Source organism: Brevibacterium sanguinis (genome assembly GCF_039528855.1).
Taxonomy (GTDB): Bacteria; Actinomycetota; Actinomycetes; order Actinomycetales; family Brevibacteriaceae; genus Brevibacterium; species Brevibacterium sanguinis.
The window spans coordinates 41,768-63,729 of record NZ_BAAAMB010000014.1 but is presented as its reverse complement, the minus strand read 5'-3'; the positions used below and the strand labels follow the sequence as shown (position 1 = coordinate 63,729).

The following is a 21,962-nucleotide window of genomic DNA, read 5'->3' as shown; positions in this document are numbered from 1 at the left end:
GTCGGCAACCGGTCGGGCGAGTTCGTCGTCGGGACGGCGGTCTTCGCTGATGGGGGCTCCTCGGTGAGGCTCGAATCGGGGCGTTCTCAGTATCGCACGCCCTGCATCTGCGCGCCTAAGAGCTGCGCGGCCCAGACGATGAACTCCGGCTGACTAAGAAGACTCTCATTGCCGATCGCTCGACAAAGCGCGTGCGCCTTGGGCAGGGTTGATGGTGTGGGGAAGCAATCGAGTGTGCTCAGCGCGGTCGTCGCCGGACTCGTCGTCGTCCTGGCCGGTCTCGCGTTCATCATCGTGCGCAGCACCTCGCAGTCCGAGACCCCCGACCTCACCCCGATCCAGGTCTCGCCGAACTCTGCGGAGTCCGCTGCTCCCGATGGTGCGGCAGCGGCCGAAGGCGACCCGGACACCTCCGTCGATGACGGCACCGAATCCGGCGGCGGCACGGGATCCGGCGGCGGCACGGGATCCGGCGGCGGCAGGTCCGGAGGCGACGATGCCGGCCGCGCCGACGGCGGAGGCAGCAGCGGCGGCTCCGGCGGCGGCTCCGGACAGATCGAGCACTCGTACGAACCTGCTCCCAACCCGCCGCGCGAAGTCCCCGCCGACGGCGACGACGGCGATGACGATGCCGACGACGACGACGATGATGACGACGGCGACGATGATGATGACGACGATGACGGCGGTGACGATGACGACGACTGATCGTCGCATCCGACTCACCGTCGAGAACCGACTGACGATCGCCGTCTCCGTCCTCTCCGTCCTCGCCCTGACGATCGTCGGCGTGGTGCTCTACTCCGTCGAGTCGAACAACGTCTCGAATCGGATCTCCGGGTCGATGAATCAGGAAGTCGCTGAGATGCGGTCGTTCGCGAAGACCGGAGTCGACCCCGAGACCGGTCAGCCGTTCACCTCGGTGGACCAGATGCTCAGCCAGTTCCTCGCCCAGAACCAGCCGGACTCCTACGAATCGCTTTTCGCCTACCTCAGCGACGGCCGCGTCCTCTACCAGGGCGAACCGGACACCCTCCTCGGCGGCTCCCGCGCCCTCGAGGACGCGGTGTCGCGGGTCGCGACCGACGGCGGGGAGATCGAACTGCGGCTTAAGGGCAACGACTACGAAGGCTACGTCCTCCCCGTCTCAGCGGTCGCCTCGGCGAACGACACAGCAGGGGGAGCACCTCCGCCGGCGAGCGAACACGGCTCCTTCGTCGTCGTCCACAACGTCACCGCCAGCCGCGCCGACCTCATCCAGTTCATGCAGATCTACGTCATCGTCGCGCTGCTGGCCGCCCTCATCATCTCCGGGATCTCCTCCGTGCTCGCCCGACGCCTCCTCTCACCGGTCACCCAGCTGCGTCAGACCGCGCAGTCGATCTCCGGCGGCGACCTGAGCAACCGGCTCGAGACGCGCGGCAGCGACGACATCGCCGAACTCGGACGCACCTTCAACGCGATGCTCGATCGGCTCGAAGCGGCCTTCGAGACCCAGCGCCGCTTCCTCGACGACGTCGGCCACGAGCTGCGCACCCCGCTGACGATCCTCAGCGGGCACCTCGAGACGATGAACTCCGAGGACGTCGCCGATGTCGACGAGACCCGTGCACTCCTGCTCGACGAGACCGACAGGATGACACGGCTCGTCGAGGAGCTCCTCGTCCTCGCCCGGTCCCGCCGTCCCGACTTCGTCCGCCCCGAATCCGTCGACGTCTCAGCGCTCCTCCACGGGGTGCTCGCGAAGGCGACCGGGCTCGGTCCGCGGAACTGGCAGGTCGAGATCACCGACCTGCCTGTCCTCACCGCCGACCGCCAGCGCCTGACCCAGGCGCTCCTCCAACTCGCCGCGAACGCCGTCGATCACACCGAGGCCGGCCAGACGATCACGTTCGGCGCCTCCGAGGACGCCACCGACGTCCACCTCTGGGTCCGCGACGACGGAGAGGGCGTGCCCGCCGAGATCGCCGACGAGATCTTCGACCGCTTCAACCGCGGAACCGCCGACGGCGACGGGTTCGGGCTCGGCCTCTCCATCGTCGACGCGATCGCCCGCGCCCACGGCGGGACCGTCACCCTCGACCCCACCGAGGTGGGAGCCCAGTTCCGTCTCACCCTGCCGAAAGGACGCCAGTGAAGAGAATCCTCGTCGTCGAGGACGAAGCGCGCATCTCCTCGTTCATCGCCAAGGGGCTCGGCGCCGCGGGCTTCAGCACGGAGATCGCCGCCGACGGCCTCACCGGACGCGACCTCGCGATCACCGGGGACTTCGATCTCCTCGTCCTCGACATCGGCCTGCCCCGACTCGACGGCTTCAGCGTCCTCGAGCAGCTGCGCGACCAGCGCCCCACACTGCCCGTCCTCGTCCTCACCGCCCGCGACAACGCCGAGGACACGATCTACGCCCTCGAATCCGGGGCCGTGGACTACATGATCAAGCCCTTCCGCTTCGGTGAGCTGCTCGCCCGGATCCGGCTGCGCCTCAAGGAGACCGTGCAGGAGGCGCCGACGACCGAGCTCGTGCGCGGGGACGTGCGCATCGACCTGCTCAGCCGGCAGGTCTGGGTGCGCGAGCGCGTCGTCGACCTCTCCGCCCGCGAACTCTCACTGGCCGAGATCCTGCTGAAGAACCGCGGCAACGTCCTCTCCCGCGAACAGCTGCTGTCCCATGTGTGGGGCTTCGACTTCGACCCCGGCTCCAACGTCGTCGACGTCTACGTCGGCTACCTGCGCAAGAAGCTCGGCTCTGACTTCGTCACCACCGTCCGAGGCTTCGGCTACCGCGTCGACTGAGCGGCACCGCGAAACCTGTGGGCACCCACTGGAAACAAGGAGCCTGATCCCATTGTTGGGCCCCTTCAGCCCTCCCACCTCGAACAACGTTCCTAAGACGGTTCTCATCTGCGTCTCATCTCGGCCTTAATCTCGGCGACGAAGCTGGGAACCATGACAGAGAACCTGAGAATCGCGCTCTTCTCCCATGACTCACTGGGACTCGGGCACCTCCGCCGCAATCGGGCGCTCGCCTTCGCGCTCGCCGCGCAGCTGCCCGAGCGCACCGGACGTCCCGTCAGCGGGCTCCTCATCGCCGGCAGTCCCGAGGCCGCCCGCTTCGACCTGCCCACCGGCTGGGACTGGGTCATCCTCCCCGGCGTCACGCCTGCCCCCGGCGGCTATGCGCCGCGGGCGCTCGCGGCGACGATGGACGGGCTGCGCAGTCTGCGGTCGGCGGCGATCACCGCCGTCCTCGACCAGCAGCAGCCCGACCTCTTCATCGTCGACCGGCATCCCTTCGGCGTCGCCGGGGAGCTCGCCGAGGTGATCGACCACGTCCGCGCCCGCGGCACCCGCACCGTGCTCGGCCTCCGCGAGGTCCTCGACGCCCCCTCCGTCATCGCCGCCGAGTGGGAGCGAGTCGGCGGACCCGGCAGCGTCGCCGCGGCCTTCGACGAGGTCTGGGTCTACGGCGACGCCGCCGTCTACGATCCCCGCGCGACCGGGGAGGTTCCCGCTGAACTCGCCGAGATCGCGACGCTGACCGGCTACCTCGCGCTCGCCCGGCAGGAGGCCGCGACCCTCACCGGGCTGCCGGACGCCGATGAGCCCTTCGTCCTCACCTGCCTCGGCGGGGGCTCCGACGGGGTGGGCCTCGCCGAACGCGCGATCGCCGCGACCCCGCCGCCCGGGCACACCCACCTCGTCGTCGTCGGTCCGCAGATGGACCTGCCCGAGGTCGAGCGCCTGCGCGACCTCGCCCGCCCGAACACGCAGATCCTCCGGCACACCGCCGACATGCCCGGACTCATCGCCCGCGCTGCGGCACTCGTGTGCATGGGCGGCTACAACACGCTCTCGGAGGTCATGGCCACCCGCACCCCCGCGCTCGTCGTCCCCCGGGTCGGCCACCGCGAGGAGCAGCCCCGGCGGGCCACGGCGCTCGCCGCCGCCGGAGCCCTCGACACCTGCGACCTGAACGAGGCGACGCCGGAGTTCCTCACCGCGTGGTTCGCCCGCCGCGCCGGGACGCAGTCGTCCCGGGACCACATCGACCGCGACGGCCTGCGCACCGTGGCCGCCCTCGCCGCCGACCTCATCGACGCCGCCGTCGTGCCCGCCGTCTCCGCGCTCGCCCACTCCCGTCCGACGCTGACCGAGGAGGTCCGCTGTGCCGTCTGAGACCGCCCTGACCGTGGCGAACCCCCGCACGCGCGTGGGCTACGTCCTCAAGATGTACCCCCGATTCTCCGAGACATTCATCGTCTCCGAGATCCTCGCCCGGGAAGCCGCCGGAGAGGACATCGTCATCTTCTCGCTGCGCCCCTGCACCGATGCGCGCTTCCACCCGGAGCTCGCCCGCGTCAAGGCCCCCGTCGTCCACATCGGACGGTCCTCGAGCGCCCGCGGCTTCTGGGAGGTCTGGCAGGAGGCGACGGCCGATCCCGGCATCGCCGCCGCTGCCGCCGACCACCTCGGCGAGCTCCTCGCCCTCGACCACGACGACGCCGGTCAGGCGCTCACCGTCGCCCGGCTCGCTCGCGAGCACGGGGTCACCCACCTGCACGCCCACTTCGCCTCGGTGTCGACGACGGTGGCCCGCGCCGCCTCCCAGCTCACCGGCATCCCGTACTCGTTCACGACGCACGCGAAGGACATCTTCCACAACAGCGTCGAGGCCTCCGACCTCGCCCGCAAGACCGCGACCGCCGACCATGTCATCGCGATCAGCGACTTCAACCGGGACTACCTCGCCCGGACCCTCGGGCCCGAGCTCGCCGAGCGGATCACCGTCGTGCGCAACGGCCTCGAACTCGACCGCTTCCCGTACCGGCCGCACCGGGACCGGGCGGAGGTCCCCGCGCTGCTCGCCGTCGGCCGCCTCGTCGAGAAGAAGGGCTTCGGCCATCTCCTCTCCGCACTCGCCGTCCTCCGCGACACGGGGCTGCCGGTCCGGCTCGACCTCGTCGGCACCGGCCCGCTCGAGGCCGACCTCGCCGCTCAGGTGCGCGGACTCGGACTCGACAACGCCGTGACCCTGCACGGCGCCCTGACCCAGCAGGAGGTGCGGGAGATGTTCGACACTCACGACGTCCTCGTCGCCCCCTTCGTCGACGGCTCCGACGGCAATGTCGACGGACTGCCGACCGTCCTCCTCGAGGGCATGGCCGCCGGCATCCCCTGCGTGGCCGGCAACGTCACCGCGGTGCCCGAGATCGTCAGCGACGGTCAGACCGGGTGGCTCGTCGACGGGACCGATCCGACAGCGATCGCCGCCGCCGTCGCCGAGGTGGTCCGGCGGGCCGTCGCCGACCCCGCCTCGCTGACCTCCGTCACCGATGCCGCACGGGCGCGGGTGTGCGCCCTCCACGACTCCCGAGTCCAGGCCGCCGAGCTGGCCGCCCTCATCGGCAGGGGCGATGCCCTCGACGCTTGGGAGCGTGCCTCATGAGAATCGCCTACATCCTCCTCGACCCCGGCATCGGGATCTTCGGCACGAAGGGCGCGAGCGTCCACGCCCAAGAGGTCATCCGCGCCTTCCGCCGCCTCGGCCACGAGGTCACGGTGTTCTGCACCCGCACCGACGACGCGATGCCCCGCGACCTCGCCGACCTCGAGGTCGTCCGTCTCGACCTGCCGCCGGGCCTCGACCGGGGCTGCCGGGAGATCGCGCTGCTGCGGGTCTCCGATCTGCTCGCCGATCTCGTCGCGACCCGCGGGGGCTTCGACCTCGTCTACGAGCGGTACTCGCTCTTCTCGACCGCGGGCGCGGCGCTCAGCGACCGCCTCGGCGTGCCTCTCATCCTCGAGGTCAACGCGCCGCTCATCGAAGAGCAGCGCACCCACCGCGGACTCGTCCACACCGAGCATGCGCAGCGCTCGACCGCCGCGAGCTTCGGGCGGGCCGCGCGGATCGTGTGCGTGAGCGAGGCCGTGGCCGGCTGGGTGCGGCGCGACTATCCCGGACTCGCCGAGGTGGTCGTCGTCCCCAACGGGGTCAACACCGACCGCATCGCGCCCGGGTCCACCGACCGCAACGCGCCCGAGACCCCCGACCCGACCGTCCGCGACGCTTCTCCGACCGTCCACGGTACTGTCCCGTCGGCTCCGGCGCCCGTGCGCATCGGCTTCGTCGGCACCCTCAAACCGTGGCACGGCACCGACCGCCTCCTCGCTGCGTGCGCGGACCTCGAGGGGCCGTTCCACCTCGACATCGTCGGGCACGGACCTGAGGCCGAGGCGCTCGCCGCCCAGGCCGAGCGCCTCCGCTTGGGAGCCCGCATCACCTTCCACGGTGCCGTCGCCCCGGCTGACGTGCCCGCCTACCTGCAGCGCTTCGACATCGCCGTCGCCCCGTACCCGGCCGGCCCGAACTACTTCTCGCCGCTGAAGATCTACGAATACCTCGCCGCCGGGGTGCCCACCGTCGCATCGAGGGTCGGATCGATCCCCGAGCTGCTCGCCGGCACGGACGCCGGAATCCTCGTCGCCCCCGACGACACCGCCGAACTCACCGCGGCGCTGCAGACCCTCCTGAACGATCCCGCCCGGCGGACGCGGATGGGTCAGGCCGCCCGCGCCGAGGCGATCGCCCGCCATTCCTGGGAGAGCCGGTGCCGTGACATCCTCGCCCCCGTCCTCGTGGAGACCGCATGACGTCCCGAACCATTCCGAGCGCCAGCGCCCTCAAGCGGACGCTGACGATCATCCGCCCCCACCTCGGCCGGCACAGGTGGCTCATCCTCGCCGGCCTCGCCGCGCTGCTCGCCGACGTCGTCTTCCGCATCCTCGAGCCATGGCCGATCAAGATCGCCGTCGACGCCGTCACCGCCGCCCTCGGCGCTGACATCGCCCCGAGCCTCGGCATCGGCTCCGGGGTGGCGACGACGCTCGTGGCCGCAGCGATCGGTCTCGCCGTCATCGTCGCCGGCCGCGCGGTGACGAACTACGCCTCGACGATCTGCTTCGCCCTCGTCGGGGCGCGGGTCGCGACCCAGCTGCGCTCCCGGGTCTTCGACCACGTCCAGGCGCTGTCGCTGAAATACCACTCGAAGGCGTCGATCGGGGACACCTCGCAGCGCCTCGTCGGCGACATCGGCCGCCTCCAGGAGGTCGCCGTGACCGCGGGGCTGCCGCTCGTCGGCAACGTCATCACCCTCGCCGTCCTCCTCGTCGTCATGGTCGTCCTCGACCCGGTGCTCTCGGCCATCGTGCTTGCCACCGCCGTCGTCTACGGGCTGCTCTCCCGGGTCGCGACCCCGAAGATCACCACCGCCTCCCGGTCGACGCGCAAGGGCGAGGGCCACCTCGTCGGATCCGCCGCCGAGGCGCTCGGCGCCATCCGCGTGGTCCAGGCCTACGGGCTCGAGGGGACGGTGGCCACCGAATTCGCCAACGGCAACGAACGCGCGCTCAAGGCCGGGGTGCGCGCCCGCCGGCTGGCCGCGGGTCTCGAACGCTCCACGGACGTCCTCGTCGGCGTCTCGCAGGCCCTCGTCCTCGCGTTCGGCAGCTACCAGGTGCTGCGCGGGGCGATGACCCCGGGCGACCTCGTCCTCTTCCTCCTCTACCTCAAGATCGCGATGAAGCCGCTGCGCGACATGGCGAAGTACACGGGCCGCATCGCCCGGGCCACCGCCTCGGGGGAGCGCATCGCCGACCTCCTCGACGAACCCATCGAGATCGACGACCGCCCCGATGCGGTGACGATGGGACCCGTCGCCGGCGATGTCGTCTTCGACGGCGTGACCTCCCGCGACGGACACGGCCGTCGCCTCTTCGACGACCTCAGCCTGCTCATCCCCGCCGGGGAGAGGATCGGCATCCTCGGTGCCTCGGGAGCCGGCAAGTCGACGCTGACGAGCTACCTGCTCCGCCTCAGTCAGCCGGACGCCGGGCACATCTACCTCGACGGCTACGACACGCGCAACGTCACGCGGGCGTCCCTGCGCGGCAATGTCTCCGTCCTCCTCCAGGAGTCGGTGCTCTTCGCGGTCAGCGTGCGGGAGAACATCCGCTACGGTCGCCTCGACGCCACCGACGCCGAGGTGGAGGCGGCGGCCCGTGCGGCCCGTGCCGACGAGTTCATCCGGGAGCTGCCCGAGGGCTATGACACGGTGCTCGGCAACCGCGGGGACACGCTCTCCGGTGGGCAGCGGCAGCGCCTGGCGATCGCGCGCGCCCTCGTCCGGTCGGCCCCGGTCGTCGTCTTCGACGAGGCGAGCACGGGACTCGACCCGGCGACCCGGGCGCAGGTGACGGAGGCGCTGTGGGACCTCACCGAGGGGCGCACCGGCATCGTCATCACCCACGACGCGGCGATGGTCCGCGGCCTCGACCGCGTGGTCTGGCTCGAGGACGGCCGCATCGTCGAGGACGGCTCACCCGCTGAGCTCGCGGCCGATCCGTCGACGCGGGTGGCGGCATGGCTGCGCGATCAGGCGGAGGAAGCGACCCCGGAACGGAGCGCCGAGGCGGACGCCCCCGTCGCGTCGGGCACCGTGACCGGACCCTTGCCGACCGCTCACCCCGCACCGCCGGAGCACCGTCCGGTCGTGGGAACCGGAGCCCGCCGATGACCGCGGTCGACGCAGCCCTCGCTGCTGCCGGTGCCGCGACACCGACGGCACGGGCCGTTTCGGCGGCCGCGTCCGTCGATGGGGCCACGTCTGGCGATGCGTCCTCAGCCATAGGGATCCCGTTCCTCGATGACCTGCGCGAGGCGACGGCGCTCAGTCGACTCCTCGGGTTCGCCGCCCGGCCCGTGCGGCTGCGCGTCAAACTCGGTCGCAGCGCCATCGTCGCGTGGCGGCGGGACGGCGTGCCCGGTCTGGCCGGATGGGGCTGGACGACGGTGGTGAGCGACGCCGACAAGCTGGCCAACCTGCGGCGGCGGGCGGACCGCCGCGGTCAGCCCCTGCACGTCCACGCCATCGTCACGGACCGTGGCGCGTCGGCAGGTCATGACACTGCGTCGGCGGCTCACGACGCCGCGTCGGCCCAGGAGCGGCCCGCGGAGGCACGCGAGTTCACCCTTGTCAGCGGGGGAGTGCTCGCGGATCCGAAGCTCGGGGCATCGCTCGCGCGGGTGCGCGGTGACCTCGACCTCGAGGCGTGCACCGTCGTCGGCTACAACCCGGCCAGGCGCCTCCTCCTCGAACACGCCGGCGAATTCGTGCGGATCGGCACGGATCCCTATGACCGGCTCCTCGCCGCAGCCGAGCACTGGCAGCGGAATGGGCTGCCCACTCTGCCGGTCACCCGCCTCGGCGCGGATGCCACGGCAGTGCGCTCGCCGTGGTGGGGCAATGGCGACCTCGCCGGGCACCCGGATGCGCAGATCGCCGAGGCGGTCGGCCGCACCATCGCTGTCCTGCACGGCCGCACTATCGCCGACTCGGACGACCGCACCGTGGCCATGGTCGACCGGCGCACTGTCGCCGATGTCGACCGTGCCGGGGCGCCGAATGCGGATGCTCTCACCGTCGGCGATGCCTGTGCGATGCTCGATGACACCGTGGGCACGCTGAGTCAGCTGCTTCCGTTCGCCGAGGTCGAACGTGCGGGACGTCTCGCACGCACGATCGCCGCAGAGCTGAGCTCGACCGACCGGAGTCGGGCTCTGACTGAACTCTCAGACATCCATGGTGACCTCAGTCCGGACCAGATCCTCGTCGACGGCGGGGAATTCCGGATGATCGACCTCGATCGAGCCGGCGTCGGACCGATCGGCATGGACCTGGGCCGGTGGATCGCGGCGTGCCGTCTGCGCGGTGACACCGCCGGGCAGGGGCTGGAGACCGGATTCCTCCGCGGATACGGCACAGTCACGTCGTACCCCACCACTGGCGCCGTGTCGCACGCCGCCCCCGGCACCGAGTCGGACGCGGCCCGCGGCACCGGGACGGCGGAGTCGGAGGATGCGGCCGCGGCCTCGAGCGCGGCAACTTCCTTGACGGCGAATCCGCCACGGATCGCCGGAGCCGGGGTGTGGGCGGCCTGGGCGCTGCTCCTCACTGCGGTCGAGCCCTGGCGCACCTGCCGTCCCGCCTGGCGCGAGCACACCGAACGGCACCTCGACCTCGCCGAGGAGGCTCTGGAGGACCGACCTCGGCCTGCCCACAGAGCGCGGCGCAGCTTGTCGGCAAGTCCGGTTGCCCCCGGATACTCTCGGTCCACTCGCAGCGCTCGGGCCGGCTCCGCACCGATCCCCGCGACCATCCGCATCGACGGGACCGAGGTCGACATCCGCCGGGCGTGGCCGGCGAAGAAGGGCCGCATCGCGTTCGAAGCGACGACAGCCGACGGCATCCGAGCTGGGTTCCTCGACCCGACTCCCAGGGACACCCCGCGCGGCGACCCCCGGGAGCCAGCACACGCCGGCGACACCCGCGAACTCTCTCCCGTCGGCACCCGAACGACCGTGCCGCCCACCCCGGCAGTGACGCTGCTGCCGGCCGGCACTGATCCGGACCTCCCCGGCCTCGCGCGGCTCCTCGACGGCCCGACCGCGAGCGGCAACCGGCTCGTCTCCCACCGGCCCGGACGTCGAGCCGTCGTCGCCCTCGCCGACGGCACTTTCGCCAAATGCGTGCGCCACGGAAAGGCCGCTGCGATCCTCGCCGGGCAGGACAGGGCGCTCGCCTTCACCGCCGGGTTCACCCTGCCGCGGGTGCTCGATGCCGACGACGCGACCGTCCACCTCTCTCGGGTCCCCGGGGTCGAACTCCACGACCCGAGGGCACTCGGCGTCAACTGGGAGCGGGCTTGGACGGACTGCCTCGGTGCATGGGACCGCGCGGACGCGCGGGCGCTTCCGGACTCGACGCCCACTCACACGGCCGGCGACGAAGCCGGTGTCCTCGACGAGTGGCGGGACCGGTCCGACGGTCTGCTCGGCGGCCTCGCCTCGCGCCTCGATCCGCTCCTCGACGAGGTGACCGCGCGCTTGCGCGACTCCGCTGGGACGCTGCGGTGGGGGCCAGTGCACCGGGATCTCCACGACAAGCAGCTCATGTGGGATGCGGTTGAAGGACCCGGTCTCCTCGACGTCGACACGGCCTGCCGGGGTGAGCGCGAACTCGACCTCGGCAACCTGTCCGCCCATGCGACGTGGCGGCGCGCGCAGGGGATCTGGTCGCCCGCCGAGGCGGAAGCCGTCACCCGTGCGATCGCCGGGGTCACCTCGGCGGGAGGATACGACCGGTCACGACTTCGGCTCTATGAACGCGCGAGCCTCCTCCGGCTGGTCTGCGTCTACGCGTTCCGCCCGCGATGGGCCGCACGGACCGGAGCGCTGCTCGACGCGGCCGCTGAGTGAGGCCGGCGACCCGGCGCAGCGGCCGGGCACGGGAACGTCAGTCCTGCGTGCTGCGGCGGGCATCGCCCCAGATGTCGACGCCCGAGTCGATGGCGAAGGAGTCGATCGCGGCGAGCTCGTCTTCGGTGAAGGGATCTGCGCTCAGGGCGGCGACGTTGTTCTCGAGCTGGTCGACGCGGCTCGCGCCGATGACGAGCGAGGAGACCCTGGGATCGCGCAGCGCCCAGGCGAGCGCCATCTGGGCGAGCGACTGACCGCGGGCGGCGGCGATCTCACCGAGTCCGCGGATCCGGGCGAGGTTGTCCTCGGAGAGGAACCCGTCCTTGAACGACGGAGTGTCCTTGCCGGCCCGTGAGTCCTCGGGCACTCCGCCGAGGTATCTGTCGGTGAGCAGGCCCTGGGCGAGGGGAGAGAACGCGATGACGCCGAGCCCGTGCTCGGTGGTGGTGTCGAGGAGACCGTCGTCCTCGATCCAGCGGTTGAGCATCGAGTACGAGGGCTGGTGGATGAGCAGCGGGGTGCCGAGGTCGTCGGCGATCTGGGCGGCGCGGGCGGTGTCGGCCGCCGAATACGAGGAGATGCCGGCGTAGAGGGCGCGGCCCGAGCGCACGGCCGTGTCGAGGGCCCCGATGGTCTCCTCGAGCGGAGTCGAGGCGTCCGGGCGGTGGGAGTAGAAGATGTCGACGTAGTCGAGGCCGAGGCGAGCGAGCGACGCGTCGAGGCTCGAGAGCAGGTACTTCCGGCTGCCGCCGGGTCCGCCGTAGGGGCCGGGGTGCATGGCCCAGCCGGCCTTCGTCGAGATGATGAGCTCATCGCGGTAGGGGCCGAGGTCCTCGCGCAGCTGCCGGCCGAAGTTGATCTCGGCCGATCCGGCAGGCGGGCCGTAGTTGTTCGCGAGGTCGAAGTGGGTGATGCCGAGGTCGAAGGCGCGGCGGACCAAGTCGCGCTGGGTCTGGAAGGCGACATCGTCGCCGAAGTTGTGCCACATGCCCAGCGACAGTGCCGGCAGGACGAGACCGGATCGGCCCACCCTGCGGTAGGTCATCGAGTCGTAGCGGTTCTCGGCGGCGGCGTACACGGATCGTCTCCCGGAAGTTGGTGACAGGCGGTCGCGTTCAGCTTAGGTCACGAGGATTGTCCGTTGCGATCGGCGGAGATGTCCGCACCTGCGGCGATGTCGCTGAACGTGGCCGCCAGCGTGAGATCCCGCTCCGTCACCGCACCGGTGTCGTGGCTGGTGAGCACCACCTCGACGACGGGGTAGGTGAGAGTGATGTCGGGATGGTGGTTGGCCTCCTCAGCAGCGGCGCCGAGGCGGTTGACGAGGTCGAGTCCGGTCGCGAAGTCCCCGGTGAGGTACTTCGCGGTGATGCTGTCCGAGCCGCCCTTCCAATCGCTCAGCCCCGCCTCGGCGAGCTTGTCCTGCAGTTCCTGTCCTCTGTATTCAGCCATGGCACCATGCTAGAAAGACATCGCCGGGACGGGAACCCCTCAGGCGGAATTCCCGGCGCCCTTCGCACGGTGGCGGCGGACGGCATCGCGGTTGGCGCAGCGGACCGAGCAGTAGCGCTGGCGGCCGTTGCGGGTGATGTCGACGACGACGTTGTCGCACGGGTCGCCAGGTGTCAGGCCGGCCGCGCAGCGACCGAGGCGGTGCATGCCGCGGGTCGTCAGGTGCAGGGCCGTGCCCACGCAGATGACGGCGCGCAGGACATGGGCCAGCGACTGGTTCGAATCCCGGTAGTGGAGGTGCCAGCCCTCATCGTCGTGGTCGACGAGGCGCGGGTAGGCTGCGGCATTCGCCATGATCGCGTTGAGGATCTCCGCCCGGCGCTGAGGGTCGGCGGCGTCGACGACCGTCAGCCACTCATCGATGACGGCGCGCGTGTCGCCGAGGTCGGTCGGCGTCGGGTCGAAGCCCATCGTCATCCCGAACTCCCGGGTGCGGGCCTCGATCCCGTCGCGATCGCTCGGCCAGTCGTCGGCGAGCGACGCCGCGAGCAGCACCGCATATTCGCCGTAAGGGTTGAGTTGCATAAGACCATTACATCAGGGTGGACGGTATGGACACCAGAGCAGGACGTGAGACCCGCGCGACTCGTGACAACGGCACCGCCGTCGGGGGTTATGCCTCCCCCGTTGGGGGACAGGCCTCCGCCGGCGACTGTGAGCACGGCTGGCAGACCGAGTCGCAGCACCGCGTCTCGACCGGACTGATCGTCTACGTCCGCTGCGCGCGTTGCGGGGCTCGCCGCGTCGACCACCTCGGGGCCGGTGCGCTGATGCCCAGCGGGCTGAGCCGGGTCGTCGCGCCGAGGTGAGACGACCTCGCGGGACCGCTGCTGGAGTGACACGCACCGGGCTGCCCGCAGACAGTCGATTCGGCCACGACTAGTCACCGTGCAGAATGACTTTTCGCCGCCATTCGGTCTGCGTGTCGAACTTTTCGCAAGCATTCGTGCCTTTCGCCGGCAGTGCGTCAGCGGCGTCGCGCCCCGCCGCGCCCCCAAAGTAGACCAGTGGTCTTGATTTCGTGTGTGAGCTGTGACTCAATGGGGGAGTGACGAAATTCCACTCGATTCGGGATCAGCTCCTCGATCGCCTCGACGGCATGGCCGCCGGAGAGCAGTTCCCGCCCGAGCGCCAGCTCGCGCAGCAGCTCGGCATCTCCCGGATGACGCTGCGCCGGGCCCTCGACGACCTCGTCGCGAAGGGCGTCGTCCGCCGTCGGCATGGGGCCGGGGTCTTCGCGCTCGGTCCGAAGTTCGACCAGCCGCTGGCCGCGAGCTCCTTCACCGAGGACATGCTGGCCCGCGGACTGCATCCTGGCTCCCGGGTGCTCTCCTTCGACCGCGGGGAGGCCGGGGCGCACATCGGACGCAAGCTCCACCTCGGCGAGAGGGATGAGGTGCTGACGATCCTCCGCCTGCGCCTCGCCGACGATGAGCCGATCGCCCTCGAGGAGCTCCACATCCCCGCCGCGCGCGTGCCCGGGCTCGTCGCCGCCGACCTCGTCGACGCCTCGTTCTACGAACTCCTCCACACCCGCTTCGGCATCGACCTCGCCCACAGCGTGCAGACGATCGAACCGACGCTCCTCGACGAGGAGGAGGCGGACCACCTCGGCGCCCCGATCCAGGCCCCGGCCCTGCTCTTCGAACGCACCTCGCGCAGCGCCGACGAGGTGCCCTTCGAATTCGTCCGCTCGGTCTACCGCGGCGACCGCTACAAGGTCCGGACCGAACTCACCGTGCCCGTCCGCCCGGAGAGCAGCGTCGCCGAAAGGCCGCGCCCATGATCATCGCCGGCCTGATGACGGGCACCTCGGCCGACGGACTCGACGTCGTCGTCGCCGACTTCGCCCACGACCCCGCGGCTCCCGACGACCTGTCGGTGCGCCTCCTCGCCGCTGTCGAGGTCCCCTTCGACGCGGACCTCCACGCCGACATCCTCCGTCTCCTCGAACCCGGCGACATTCCGCTCGCCCTCGTCAGCGGGGTCGACGGCCGGCTCGGCAGGATGGCCGCCGAGGCACTCGCCGAGGTCTGCGCGAGAACCGGCGTGGTCCCCGACCTCGTCGTCTCCCACGGTCAGACCGTGCGCCACGACGTCGCCGACGGCGAGGTCACCTCGACCCTGCAGCTCGGCCAGCCCGCCTGGCTCGCCGAGCGCCTCGGCGTCCCCGTGCTCTCCGACGTCCGCTCCGCCGACATCGCCGCCGGCGGGCAGGGCGCCCCGCTCGTCGGGATCCTCGACACGATGCTCCTCGGCGCGGTGACGAGTCCGACTGCGCTGCTCAACCTCGGCGGAATCGCGAACCTCACCGTCATCGCTCCCGACCGTACGCCGCTCGCCTTCGACACGGGCCCGGCGAATGCGCTCATCGACGTCCTCGCCCGCCGCATCACCGACGGTGCGCAGTCCTGCGACGTCGACGGCGCCCTCGCCGCAAACGGTCGGGTCGATGAGGTCCTGCTCGCCGACCTCCTCGGCGACCCCTACTACCGGCGCCCCGCCCCGAAGTCGACGGGCAAGGAGCTCTTCCACGCCGCCTACCTCGACCGGCATCTGAAAGCCCACCCCCACCTCGGCGCGGTCGATGCCATCGCCACGGTCACGGAGCTCACGGCCCGCACCATCGCCGAGGCGGCCGGCAGCCACGGGGTCACCGCGGTCATCGCGTCCGGGGGCGGGACCCGGAATCCGACGCTCTTGGCCGCCCTCGACACCGCGCTCGGCTCCGGCGTGGTACTCGAGACGACCGATGCGGCACTCGGCCTGCCCGAGGGTGCGAAGGAGGGATTGCTCATGGCGCTCATCGGGTGGCTGAGCTGGCACGGCCTGCCGGCCACCGAACCGAGCCTGACCGGGGCGAGCCGACCGAGCATCGCCGGCCGGCTCACCCCGGGATGGAGACCGCTCGCGCTGCCCGCACCGCTGCACCGAAGACCCCGCCGGATGCGCATCGACGACCGGACCTGAGGCCGGCCCCGGCAGGCCCGGAAACGCCAGCCGCCCCGCCAACCACCCCAACCGCCAACCACCCCAACCGCCAACACCCCACCGCAACCCCCGATGCGGCGCTCACCGGCAAGGACGCCGGCAGCCGAGACCGCCGCACTGAGAAGGAGTCACGACCATGCAGATCATCGACCTCCTGGTGATCGTCGTCTACCTCGTCGCCACCGCGTGGCTGGGCCTGAAGCTGAGCGGACGACAGACCGGGCTCAAGGACTACTTCCTCGGCGGGCGGGAGCTGCCCTGGTGGGCGGTGTGCCTGTCGGTCGTCGCGACCGAGACGAGCGCGCTCACCGTCATCGGCATCCCGGTGATGAGCTACCTCGGCGACATCTCCTACCTGCAGCTGGCGCTCGGCTACATCGTCGGCCGCGTCCTCGTCGCGTTCTTCATGCTGCCGCGCTACTACGACGGGGAGATGATCACGGCGTACGCGTACCTCGGCAAGCGCTTCGGCCAGTCGACGCAGACGACCGCGGGCATCACGTTCCTCTTCACCCGCCTGCTCGCCGACGGCATCCGCGTGCTCGCCGCCGCGATCCCGCTCAAGGTCATCCTCGACGGGCTCGGCATCCACACGAACTACTTCGTCATCATCGTCGTCCTCTCCCTCGTGACGATCGTCTACACGTTCATCGGCGGCATCAAGGCCGTCGTCTGGGTCGACGTCGCCCAGATGTTCCTCTACGTCTTCGGCGGGATCCTCGCGATCGTCGTCATCACCGCCGGTGTCGGCGGGGGATGGTTCGCCGAGGCGGCCGCCGCCGGGAAGCTGCAGATGTTCGTCTTCGAGGGCAACCCGATCAATGCCGCGGGATCGTTCATCCCCTCGTTCGTCGGCGGTGCGGTCTTCGCGATGGCCTCCCACGGGGCGGATCAGATCATCGTCCAGCGGCTGCTCGCCTGCCGGACGAAGGTCGATGCGCAGAAGGCGCTCATCTGGTCGGGCATCGTCGTCTTCGTCCAGTTCGCGATCTTCCTCGCCGTCGGCCTCGCCCTGTGGGCGTACTACGACCAGGCGCTGCCGGCCGATCTCGGGCTCACCCGCGACGACGAGATCTTCCCGCTCTTCATCATCGAGGGCCTGCCGCCGGGCATCTCCGGGCTGCTGCTCGCCGGCATCCTCGCCGCGGCGATGTCGACGCTGTCCTCCTCGCTCTCGGCACTGTCCTCCTCGACGGTCAACGATGTCGTCGCCCGCTTCCGCAGGACCCCGCTCACCGACGCCGAGGGACTCAGGGTCGGACGCTGGGCGACGATCGCGTGGGGTGTGGCGTTCATCCTCCCGGCCACGGTCTTCGAATCCGACACCGGCAACATCGTCATCCTCGCCCTCGGCATCGCCGGCATCACCTACGGCGGGCTGCTCGGCGCCTTCGTCTTCGGCATGGTCAACAAGCGGGCGACCGCTGTCGATGCGAACATCGCCTTCACCCTCGCGATCGCCGTCAACGCGTTCTTCTTCGTCATGGAGAAGTACGTCACCGGTGAGGTCTGGGTGGCGTGGCAGTGGTATCCCCTCCTCGGCGTCATCGTCATGGTCTCCATCGGCGGGCTGCTGTCCCTGCGGCATCCGGCCCCACCCGTGGCCGCCGTCGCCGAGGCGGAGGGCAGCCTGCGATGACCGCGGCACAGTCCCAGCCCCCGAAGTCGGATCCCGGCGAGCGCCCCGCGGGTGCTCACCCGCAGTCCCCGCTGAGCCTTTCGCCGACCGAGCGGCGCAATCCGCGCAGCGCGGGTCTCGACGACCTCGACAGCCTCGGCGTGCTCACCCTGCTCAACGCCGAGGACCAGGCAGTGCTCGACGCGGTCGCCGCGGCCCTGCCGGACCTCGCCGCACTCGTCGACCTCGCGGCGGAGCGGATGCGCGCCGGCGGCACCGTCCACTACTTCGGGGCCGGCACCTCCGGTCGCCTCGGGGTCCTCGACGCCAGTGAGCTCATGCCGACGTTCAATCTCGAGCCCGGCCGCGTCGTCGGACACATCGCCGGCGGGGAGCCGGCACTCGTCAACGCCGTCGAGAACGCCGAGGACTCGCTGGCCGACGGGCGCCGCGACGGTGCCGGGCTGGGGGAGCGGGACGTCGCGATCGGGATCGCCGCGAGCGGGTCGACCCCCTACGTCCGCGGGGCGCTCGAGGCCGCCGGGGAGGCCGGCGCGCACACCGTGCTCATCTCGAACAACCCGCAGGCGCCCGTCGCCGCGGCGGCCGCGGCCCACATCGTCCTCGACACCGGGCCCGAGGTCGTCACCGGGTCGACCCGGCTCAAGGCCGGCACCGCGCAGAAGCTCGCCCTCAACGGGTTCTCCACCGCGCTCATGGTCGCCCTCGGGCGGACGTGGCAGAACCTCATGGTCTCCGTCGTCGCGACGAACGCGAAGCTGCGCGAGCGCACCGTCCGCATCCTCCGGGAGGCCGCGGACCTCGACGACGACGCTGCCCGTGAGCTCCTCGTCCGGTGCGACGGTGACCTCAAGACCGCGCTCGTCGTCTCCTTCGCCGAGGTGGCCCCCGCCGCTGCCGCCGAGCTGCTCGCCGGGCACGACGGCTCGGTGAGAGCGGCGATCGCCGCCGCGGCAACCACCGCCGACGGCCCCGCGGAGAGCAGCCCCGGTCCCGGGGCCGGCGCATGATGCCCGGCTCGGCCACCGGTGACCTCGTCCTCGGCATCGACGTCGGCGGCACCGGCAGCCGCGTCGCGCTCGCCGCGCCCGCTGCCGACAGTTTCGGCGACCAGGTCATCCTCGGCACGCTCACCGGCCCCCGCGTCGAGATCGGGGCCGAGGGCACCAGCGCACCCGTCGTCATCCGACGGCTCGTCGCCGCGGCCCGACAGGTCTGGCCGGAGCCCTTCTCCCGGGTGACCGGCATCGGGATCGGGGCCACCGGGATCGCGTCCCTGAGCCCCGATCCCACCGGGCTCGCGCAGGTCATCGCCGCCGAGGCGGACGCGCGGACCGCGGTGACGATCGACGCTGTCACCGCTCACCTCGGTGCGCTCGGCGGCGCCGGCGGGGCGATCGCCGTGCTCGGCACCGGGGCGATCGCGATCGCGCACCCGGGGGCCGACGACGACGGGATCCTCGGTGCGCAGTGGACGCGCGTCGACGGCTGGGGCCACCTCTTCGGCGACCGCGGGGGCGGCGCGTGGATCGGGCGGCTCGCCCTCGAGGCCGCGCTGCGCGCGCACGACAGGGTCGATCGGCGCGGGGCCGCGCTCCTCGCCGCAGCGACCGGGCGCTTCGGGGACCCGAGCACGTGGCCGGCGACGTTCTACACCCGCAGCGACCGGGCGGGCCTCCTCGCGGAGTTCGCCGTTGACGTCGCAGCACTCGCCCGCGTCGAGGATCCGGTGGCTGTGGCCCTCCTCGCCGAGGCGGGGCAGGAGGCCGCGCGCAGCGCAGTCGCGGCAGCGGCGGCCTCGGGTGCCTCCCGCATCGCCCTGACCGGGGGTCTGACCAGGGCGGGAGAAGCCCTCCTTGCGGAGTTCGGTGCGGAGGCGGCGCGGATCGACCCCGACATCACCGTCGTCGAACCCGGCGGCGATCCGCTCGCCGGGGCGCTCGTGCTCGCGAGCCTCATCGCCGCCGAGCGGATCCGTGCCCAGGAGGCCGTTCTCTGGGTGTGACGGTCGTCTGCAAGTCAGCTTGCCGACGACAACTGTTCACCTGACCGGCATCTGCGGATCAGCCCGTGGTCAGATGTCTTGCGCAGGATCGGGACTGTGAGAACCAGTCGCGAACCGTCGTCCGGATTCGACCGCCGTCCGAGGTCGGAGCACGTGTCCGTCCACCGCGGCCTTCCCGCACCCCAGGGGGCCGGTCTGCCAGTCATCGACGTCGTCGCGCCTCGGCGCCCTTCGCGTCGTGAGGTGCAGGGACTCGAACTGCCGACGGGGCGACGCACCCCGGTCTACCGCGTCTTCGAAGCGCTGCCGGCGGTCATCAGCTATAGCGCGATCGCGCTCGTCTTCATCCTGCCGTTCATCGATCCGATGGTCGGCGCGGTCTACGTCCTCACGATCGTCGGGCTGACGTTCGTGCGGGCGCTGCGCGGGGCCGTCGACGTCGCCCGCGGCTTCAACCGGTACCGGCGCAGCGCCCGCGTCGATTGGAGCGCCCGCCTCGTCGATCTCGAACGGGCCATCGCCGGACTGCCCGCCCTGCCGTCCCCGCAGTGCGGTTTCCGGGCCGCCGACCATGCGGCGACCGTGGCACGGGTGCGGGAGGACCCGCAGTCGGTCCTGCGCCCCTCCCAGCTGCTCCACGCCGTCGTCGTCGCCGCGTACAACGAGCCGTTCGACGTCATCGCCGGCACCATCCGCACCCTGTTGCACACCTCGACCTCGCCGCGGCAGATCGTCGTCTTCTTCGCGTTCGAGGAGCGGGGCGGGCCGGTGATGGCGGAGACGGCGCGCCGCCTCTCCGCCGAGTACGGGGACGGCTTCTTCGCCTTCGTCCCGGTCCCGCACCCGGCAGGTGTGCCCGGTGAGATCGCCGGGAAGGGGGCGAACATCACCCATGCCGGGCGGAAGCTGGCGAGCTGGGTGCGCGAGCGCGGGATCGACCCGGAGCGGGTCATCGTCACGAGCCTCGACTGCGACAACACCCCGCACGAGTCGTACTTCGACTATGTGGCCTATGAGTACGCGAAGGCACCCGACCGGGCGCGGCTGTCATTCCAGCCGATCAGCCTCTACATGACGAACATCTGGGATGCTCCGGCACCGTCGCGGGTCGTCGCGAGTGCGAACTGCTTCTGGAATCTCACGACCACGGTGCGGCGCTTCGCGCTGCGGAACTTCGCGTCGCACTCCCAGCCGCTGCCGGCACTCATCGACATGGGGTTCTGGTCGACGCGGACGATCGTCGAGGACGGTCACCAGTACTGGCGCAGCTGGTTCCACTTCGACGGCGACTACCGGGTCGTGCCCATCCACGTGCCGATCTATCAGGATGCCGTGCTCGCCGGGAGCTTCACGGAGACGATGGTCGCCCAGTTCAAGCAGCTCAGCCGCTGGTCGTACGGGGCCAGCGATGTCCCGTACGTCGGGGTGCGGGTCTTCGCCGGTGATGCGAAGTCGCCGTTCTGGCCCGGGGTCCTGCGCTTCCTGTCCCTCCTCGAAGGGCACGTCAGCCTCGCGTCGATCTCCGTCATCATCGCCGTGGGCGGGTGGATCCCGTTCGTCGTCGCCTCGCACACGGGGCAGGCGAGCGAGTTCATCGAGGCGATGCCGATGACCGTGGGGCTCATCCAGCAGATCGGCATGATCGCGCTCCTCGTCTCCGTGCTCGTCTTCCGTGCCCTCCTCCCGCCGCGGCCGGTGCACGTGCCGGTCTCCCGGAGTGTGACGATGTGGCTGCAGTGGCTGCTCTATCCGCTCACGCTCCTGATCTTCAACGCCGGCACCGCGCTGTACTCGCAGTGGTGCCTGCTCACAGGCCGCTACCGCGAGCGCTTCGACGTCACGGAGAAGGTGTCGGGAGCGTCCCTGCGACGCGCCGCCTGAAGGGCCCGGGGCGACCGGTGGGCACCCGAAGCCGACCCGTGGGCGCCCGGGTCGACCGGCGCATCGCCGAGGTGGTGCGAAGAATTTCCGCGCAACCTGTCCGATCTCGGCTCGACCCTGCTAATCTAACTGCATGCGCACGCAAATAGATGAGCTCGCCGGCCTCGGCGAGGCGTGGTCTCACGTGGCCGTCTTCGCCGCCGCGGTCGATGCGAACCTCGACAAGTGGCTGACGGAGACCTACCGGCTCGGGCTCACGGAGTATCGGGCCCTCGGCTTCCTCCGGGTCGCGTCCGACCGGGAGCTGCGGGTCAGCGAGCTCGCGCGCAGGGTCGGGCTCAACCCGAGTTCGGTGACGAGGCTCGTCAGTCGGCTCGAATCGAAGGGGCTGGCGGTGCGCGATGTCTGCGCCGATGACGGCCGCGGGGTCTATGCGGTGCTCAGCGACCGGGGCGAGCAGCTCGTCAGGGAGATCGACGAGCCCTACGGCGACCGTCTCCGTGATGTGCTCAGCCGACCCGGGGTGCATTTTCCGGACTTCGACGCCGAGGCGGTCCGATCGTCACTGGGCGAGGTTCGTCGGCTCGTCGGCGAGTGACGGACGAGGCCGTCGCGCTGAG

Annotated in this window: 19 protein-coding genes and 1 pseudogene; 17 read left to right on the top strand and 3 right to left on the bottom strand. The window is 71.1% G+C overall.

Annotation, left to right across the window (positions count from 1 at the left end; translation table 11 throughout):
* Positions 1-216 precede the first annotated feature (216 nt).
* From ABD154_RS15100 to ABD154_RS15065, 9 genes and pseudogenes are all read left to right on the top strand, one after another.
* Positions 217-708 carry a hypothetical protein gene (locus ABD154_RS15100; protein WP_344251572.1) on the top strand — a complete coding sequence of 164 codons (492 nt, stop codon included), beginning with the start codon at positions 217-219 and terminating at the stop codon, positions 706-708.
* The gene (locus tag ABD154_RS15095; protein WP_344251571.1) at positions 623-2,137 is read left to right on the top strand and encodes a sensor histidine kinase; all 1,515 of its coding nucleotides are present in this window, start codon (positions 623-625) and stop codon (positions 2,135-2,137) included. Before ABD154_RS15100 ends, ABD154_RS15095 begins: the two co-directional genes overlap by 86 nt.
* Positions 2,134-2,793 carry a response regulator transcription factor gene (locus tag ABD154_RS15090; RefSeq protein WP_137825808.1) on the top strand — a complete coding sequence of 220 codons (660 nt, stop codon included), beginning with the start codon at positions 2,134-2,136 and terminating at the stop codon, positions 2,791-2,793. Before ABD154_RS15095 ends, ABD154_RS15090 begins: the two co-directional genes overlap by 4 nt.
* Before the next feature lie 153 nt (positions 2,794-2,946).
* Positions 2,947-4,176, top strand: a complete 1,230-nt coding sequence (locus tag ABD154_RS15085; protein ID WP_344251570.1) for a glycosyltransferase family protein — start codon at positions 2,947-2,949, stop codon at positions 4,174-4,176.
* A 52-nt stretch (positions 4,177-4,228) separates the two neighbouring features.
* Positions 4,229-5,446, top strand: a complete 1,218-nt coding sequence (locus ABD154_RS15080) for a glycosyltransferase family 4 protein (protein ID WP_425546737.1) — start codon at positions 4,229-4,231, stop codon at positions 5,444-5,446.
* Complete coding sequence (locus ABD154_RS15075; RefSeq protein WP_344251568.1) at positions 5,443-6,651, top strand: glycosyltransferase family 4 protein; 1,209 nt, start codon at positions 5,443-5,445, stop codon at positions 6,649-6,651. The genes ABD154_RS15080 and ABD154_RS15075 overlap by 4 nt, the downstream gene beginning before the upstream one ends.
* Positions 6,648-7,574, top strand: a pseudogene (locus tag ABD154_RS17995) (ABC transporter transmembrane domain-containing protein); the annotation flags it as partial. The gene ABD154_RS15075 and the pseudogene ABD154_RS17995, both read left to right, overlap by 4 nt.
* Positions 7,575-7,787: 213 nt before the next feature.
* On the top strand, positions 7,788-8,573 hold the full coding sequence (locus ABD154_RS17990) for an ATP-binding cassette domain-containing protein (RefSeq protein ID WP_420093929.1): 786 nt from the start codon (positions 7,788-7,790) through the stop codon (positions 8,571-8,573).
* Positions 8,570-11,314, top strand: a complete 2,745-nt coding sequence (locus ABD154_RS15065; RefSeq protein WP_198499696.1) for an aminoglycoside phosphotransferase family protein — start codon at positions 8,570-8,572, stop codon at positions 11,312-11,314. The genes ABD154_RS17990 and ABD154_RS15065 overlap by 4 nt, the downstream gene beginning before the upstream one ends.
* 37 nt (positions 11,315-11,351) lie before the next feature.
* On the opposite strand, the gene mgrA is transcribed toward ABD154_RS15065, so the two are convergent.
* From mgrA to ABD154_RS15050, 3 genes are read right to left on the bottom strand one after another with little or no spacing between them, the layout of a single operon-like run.
* Positions 11,352-12,392: an L-glyceraldehyde 3-phosphate reductase gene (mgrA, locus tag ABD154_RS15060; protein WP_344251566.1), complete on the bottom strand. Its 1,041-nt coding sequence runs from the start codon at positions 12,390-12,392 to the stop codon at positions 11,352-11,354.
* A 47-nt stretch (positions 12,393-12,439) separates the two neighbouring features.
* Positions 12,440-12,766 (bottom strand): 4a-hydroxytetrahydrobiopterin dehydratase, encoded by a 327-nt coding sequence (locus ABD154_RS15055; protein WP_198499694.1) that lies wholly within the window; start codon positions 12,764-12,766, stop codon positions 12,440-12,442.
* Positions 12,767-12,805: 39 nt separating this feature from the next.
* Complete coding sequence (locus ABD154_RS15050) at positions 12,806-13,351, bottom strand: CGNR zinc finger domain-containing protein (RefSeq protein WP_198499693.1); 546 nt, start codon at positions 13,349-13,351, stop codon at positions 12,806-12,808.
* A gap of 26 nt (positions 13,352-13,377) precedes the next feature.
* Here ABD154_RS15050 and ABD154_RS15045 point away from each other — a divergent pair, with 26 nt between their 5' ends.
* The 8 genes from ABD154_RS15045 (at position 13,378) to ABD154_RS15010 (ending at position 21,940) form a co-directional block, all read left to right on the top strand.
* On the top strand, positions 13,378-13,635 hold the full coding sequence (locus ABD154_RS15045) for a hypothetical protein (protein WP_344251565.1): 258 nt from the start codon (positions 13,378-13,380) through the stop codon (positions 13,633-13,635).
* A gap of 239 nt (positions 13,636-13,874) precedes the next feature.
* A complete protein-coding gene (locus ABD154_RS15040) occupies positions 13,875-14,612 on the top strand; it encodes a GntR family transcriptional regulator (RefSeq protein ID WP_344251564.1) in 738 nt (245 codons plus the stop codon).
* The gene (locus ABD154_RS15035) at positions 14,609-15,796 is read left to right on the top strand and encodes an anhydro-N-acetylmuramic acid kinase (RefSeq protein ID WP_344251563.1); all 1,188 of its coding nucleotides are present in this window, start codon (positions 14,609-14,611) and stop codon (positions 15,794-15,796) included. The genes ABD154_RS15040 and ABD154_RS15035 overlap by 4 nt, the downstream gene beginning before the upstream one ends.
* Before the next feature lie 157 nt (positions 15,797-15,953).
* Entirely contained in the window at positions 15,954-17,456 is a 1,503-nt protein-coding gene (locus ABD154_RS15030) for a sodium:solute symporter (RefSeq protein WP_344251562.1), read from the top strand.
* Entirely contained in the window at positions 17,453-18,466 is a 1,014-nt protein-coding gene (gene murQ / locus ABD154_RS15025; RefSeq protein WP_344251561.1) for an N-acetylmuramic acid 6-phosphate etherase, read from the top strand. The genes ABD154_RS15030 and murQ overlap by 4 nt, the downstream gene beginning before the upstream one ends.
* Positions 18,463-19,461 (top strand): BadF/BadG/BcrA/BcrD ATPase family protein, encoded by a 999-nt coding sequence (locus ABD154_RS15020; RefSeq protein ID WP_344251560.1) that lies wholly within the window; start codon positions 18,463-18,465, stop codon positions 19,459-19,461. The genes murQ and ABD154_RS15020 overlap by 4 nt, the downstream gene beginning before the upstream one ends.
* Positions 19,462-19,614: 153 nt before the next feature.
* Complete coding sequence (locus ABD154_RS15015; RefSeq protein WP_344251559.1) at positions 19,615-21,342, top strand: glycosyltransferase family protein; 1,728 nt, start codon at positions 19,615-19,617, stop codon at positions 21,340-21,342.
* 133 nt (positions 21,343-21,475) lie between these two features.
* Positions 21,476-21,940 (top strand): MarR family winged helix-turn-helix transcriptional regulator, encoded by a 465-nt coding sequence (locus ABD154_RS15010; RefSeq protein ID WP_344251558.1) that lies wholly within the window; start codon positions 21,476-21,478, stop codon positions 21,938-21,940.
* The last annotated feature ends 22 nt before the right edge of the window (positions 21,941-21,962 follow it).

Excerpts from the sequence above, each read along its gene's own strand:
- ABD154_RS15020 (WP_344251560.1), top strand. The coding sequence starts at position 18,463 with ATGATGCCCGGCTCGGCCACCGGTGACCTCGTCCTCGGCATCGACGTC.
- ABD154_RS15035 (WP_344251563.1), top strand. The coding sequence starts at position 14,609 with ATGATCATCGCCGGCCTGATGACGGGCACCTCGGCCGACGGACTCGAC.
- ABD154_RS15095 (WP_344251571.1), top strand. The coding sequence starts at position 623 with ATGACGATGCCGACGACGACGACGATGATGACGACGGCGACGATGATG.
- ABD154_RS15065 (WP_198499696.1), top strand. The coding sequence starts at position 8,570 with ATGACCGCGGTCGACGCAGCCCTCGCTGCTGCCGGTGCCGCGACACCG.
- ABD154_RS15045 (WP_344251565.1), top strand. The coding sequence starts at position 13,378 with ATGGACACCAGAGCAGGACGTGAGACCCGCGCGACTCGTGACAACGGC.
- ABD154_RS15075 (WP_344251568.1), top strand. The coding sequence starts at position 5,443 with ATGAGAATCGCCTACATCCTCCTCGACCCCGGCATCGGGATCTTCGGC.
- murQ (WP_344251561.1), top strand. The coding sequence starts at position 17,453 with ATGACCGCGGCACAGTCCCAGCCCCCGAAGTCGGATCCCGGCGAGCGC.
- ABD154_RS15080 (WP_425546737.1), top strand. The coding sequence starts at position 4,229 with ATGTACCCCCGATTCTCCGAGACATTCATCGTCTCCGAGATCCTCGCC.
- ABD154_RS15010 (WP_344251558.1), top strand. The coding sequence starts at position 21,476 with ATGCGCACGCAAATAGATGAGCTCGCCGGCCTCGGCGAGGCGTGGTCT.
- ABD154_RS15030 (WP_344251562.1), top strand. The coding sequence starts at position 15,954 with ATGCAGATCATCGACCTCCTGGTGATCGTCGTCTACCTCGTCGCCACC.
- ABD154_RS15050 (WP_198499693.1), bottom strand. The coding sequence starts at position 13,351 with ATGCAACTCAACCCTTACGGCGAATATGCGGTGCTGCTCGCGGCGTCG.
- ABD154_RS15085 (WP_344251570.1), top strand. The coding sequence starts at position 2,947 with ATGACAGAGAACCTGAGAATCGCGCTCTTCTCCCATGACTCACTGGGA.
- ABD154_RS15055 (WP_198499694.1), bottom strand. The coding sequence starts at position 12,766 with ATGGCTGAATACAGAGGACAGGAACTGCAGGACAAGCTCGCCGAGGCG.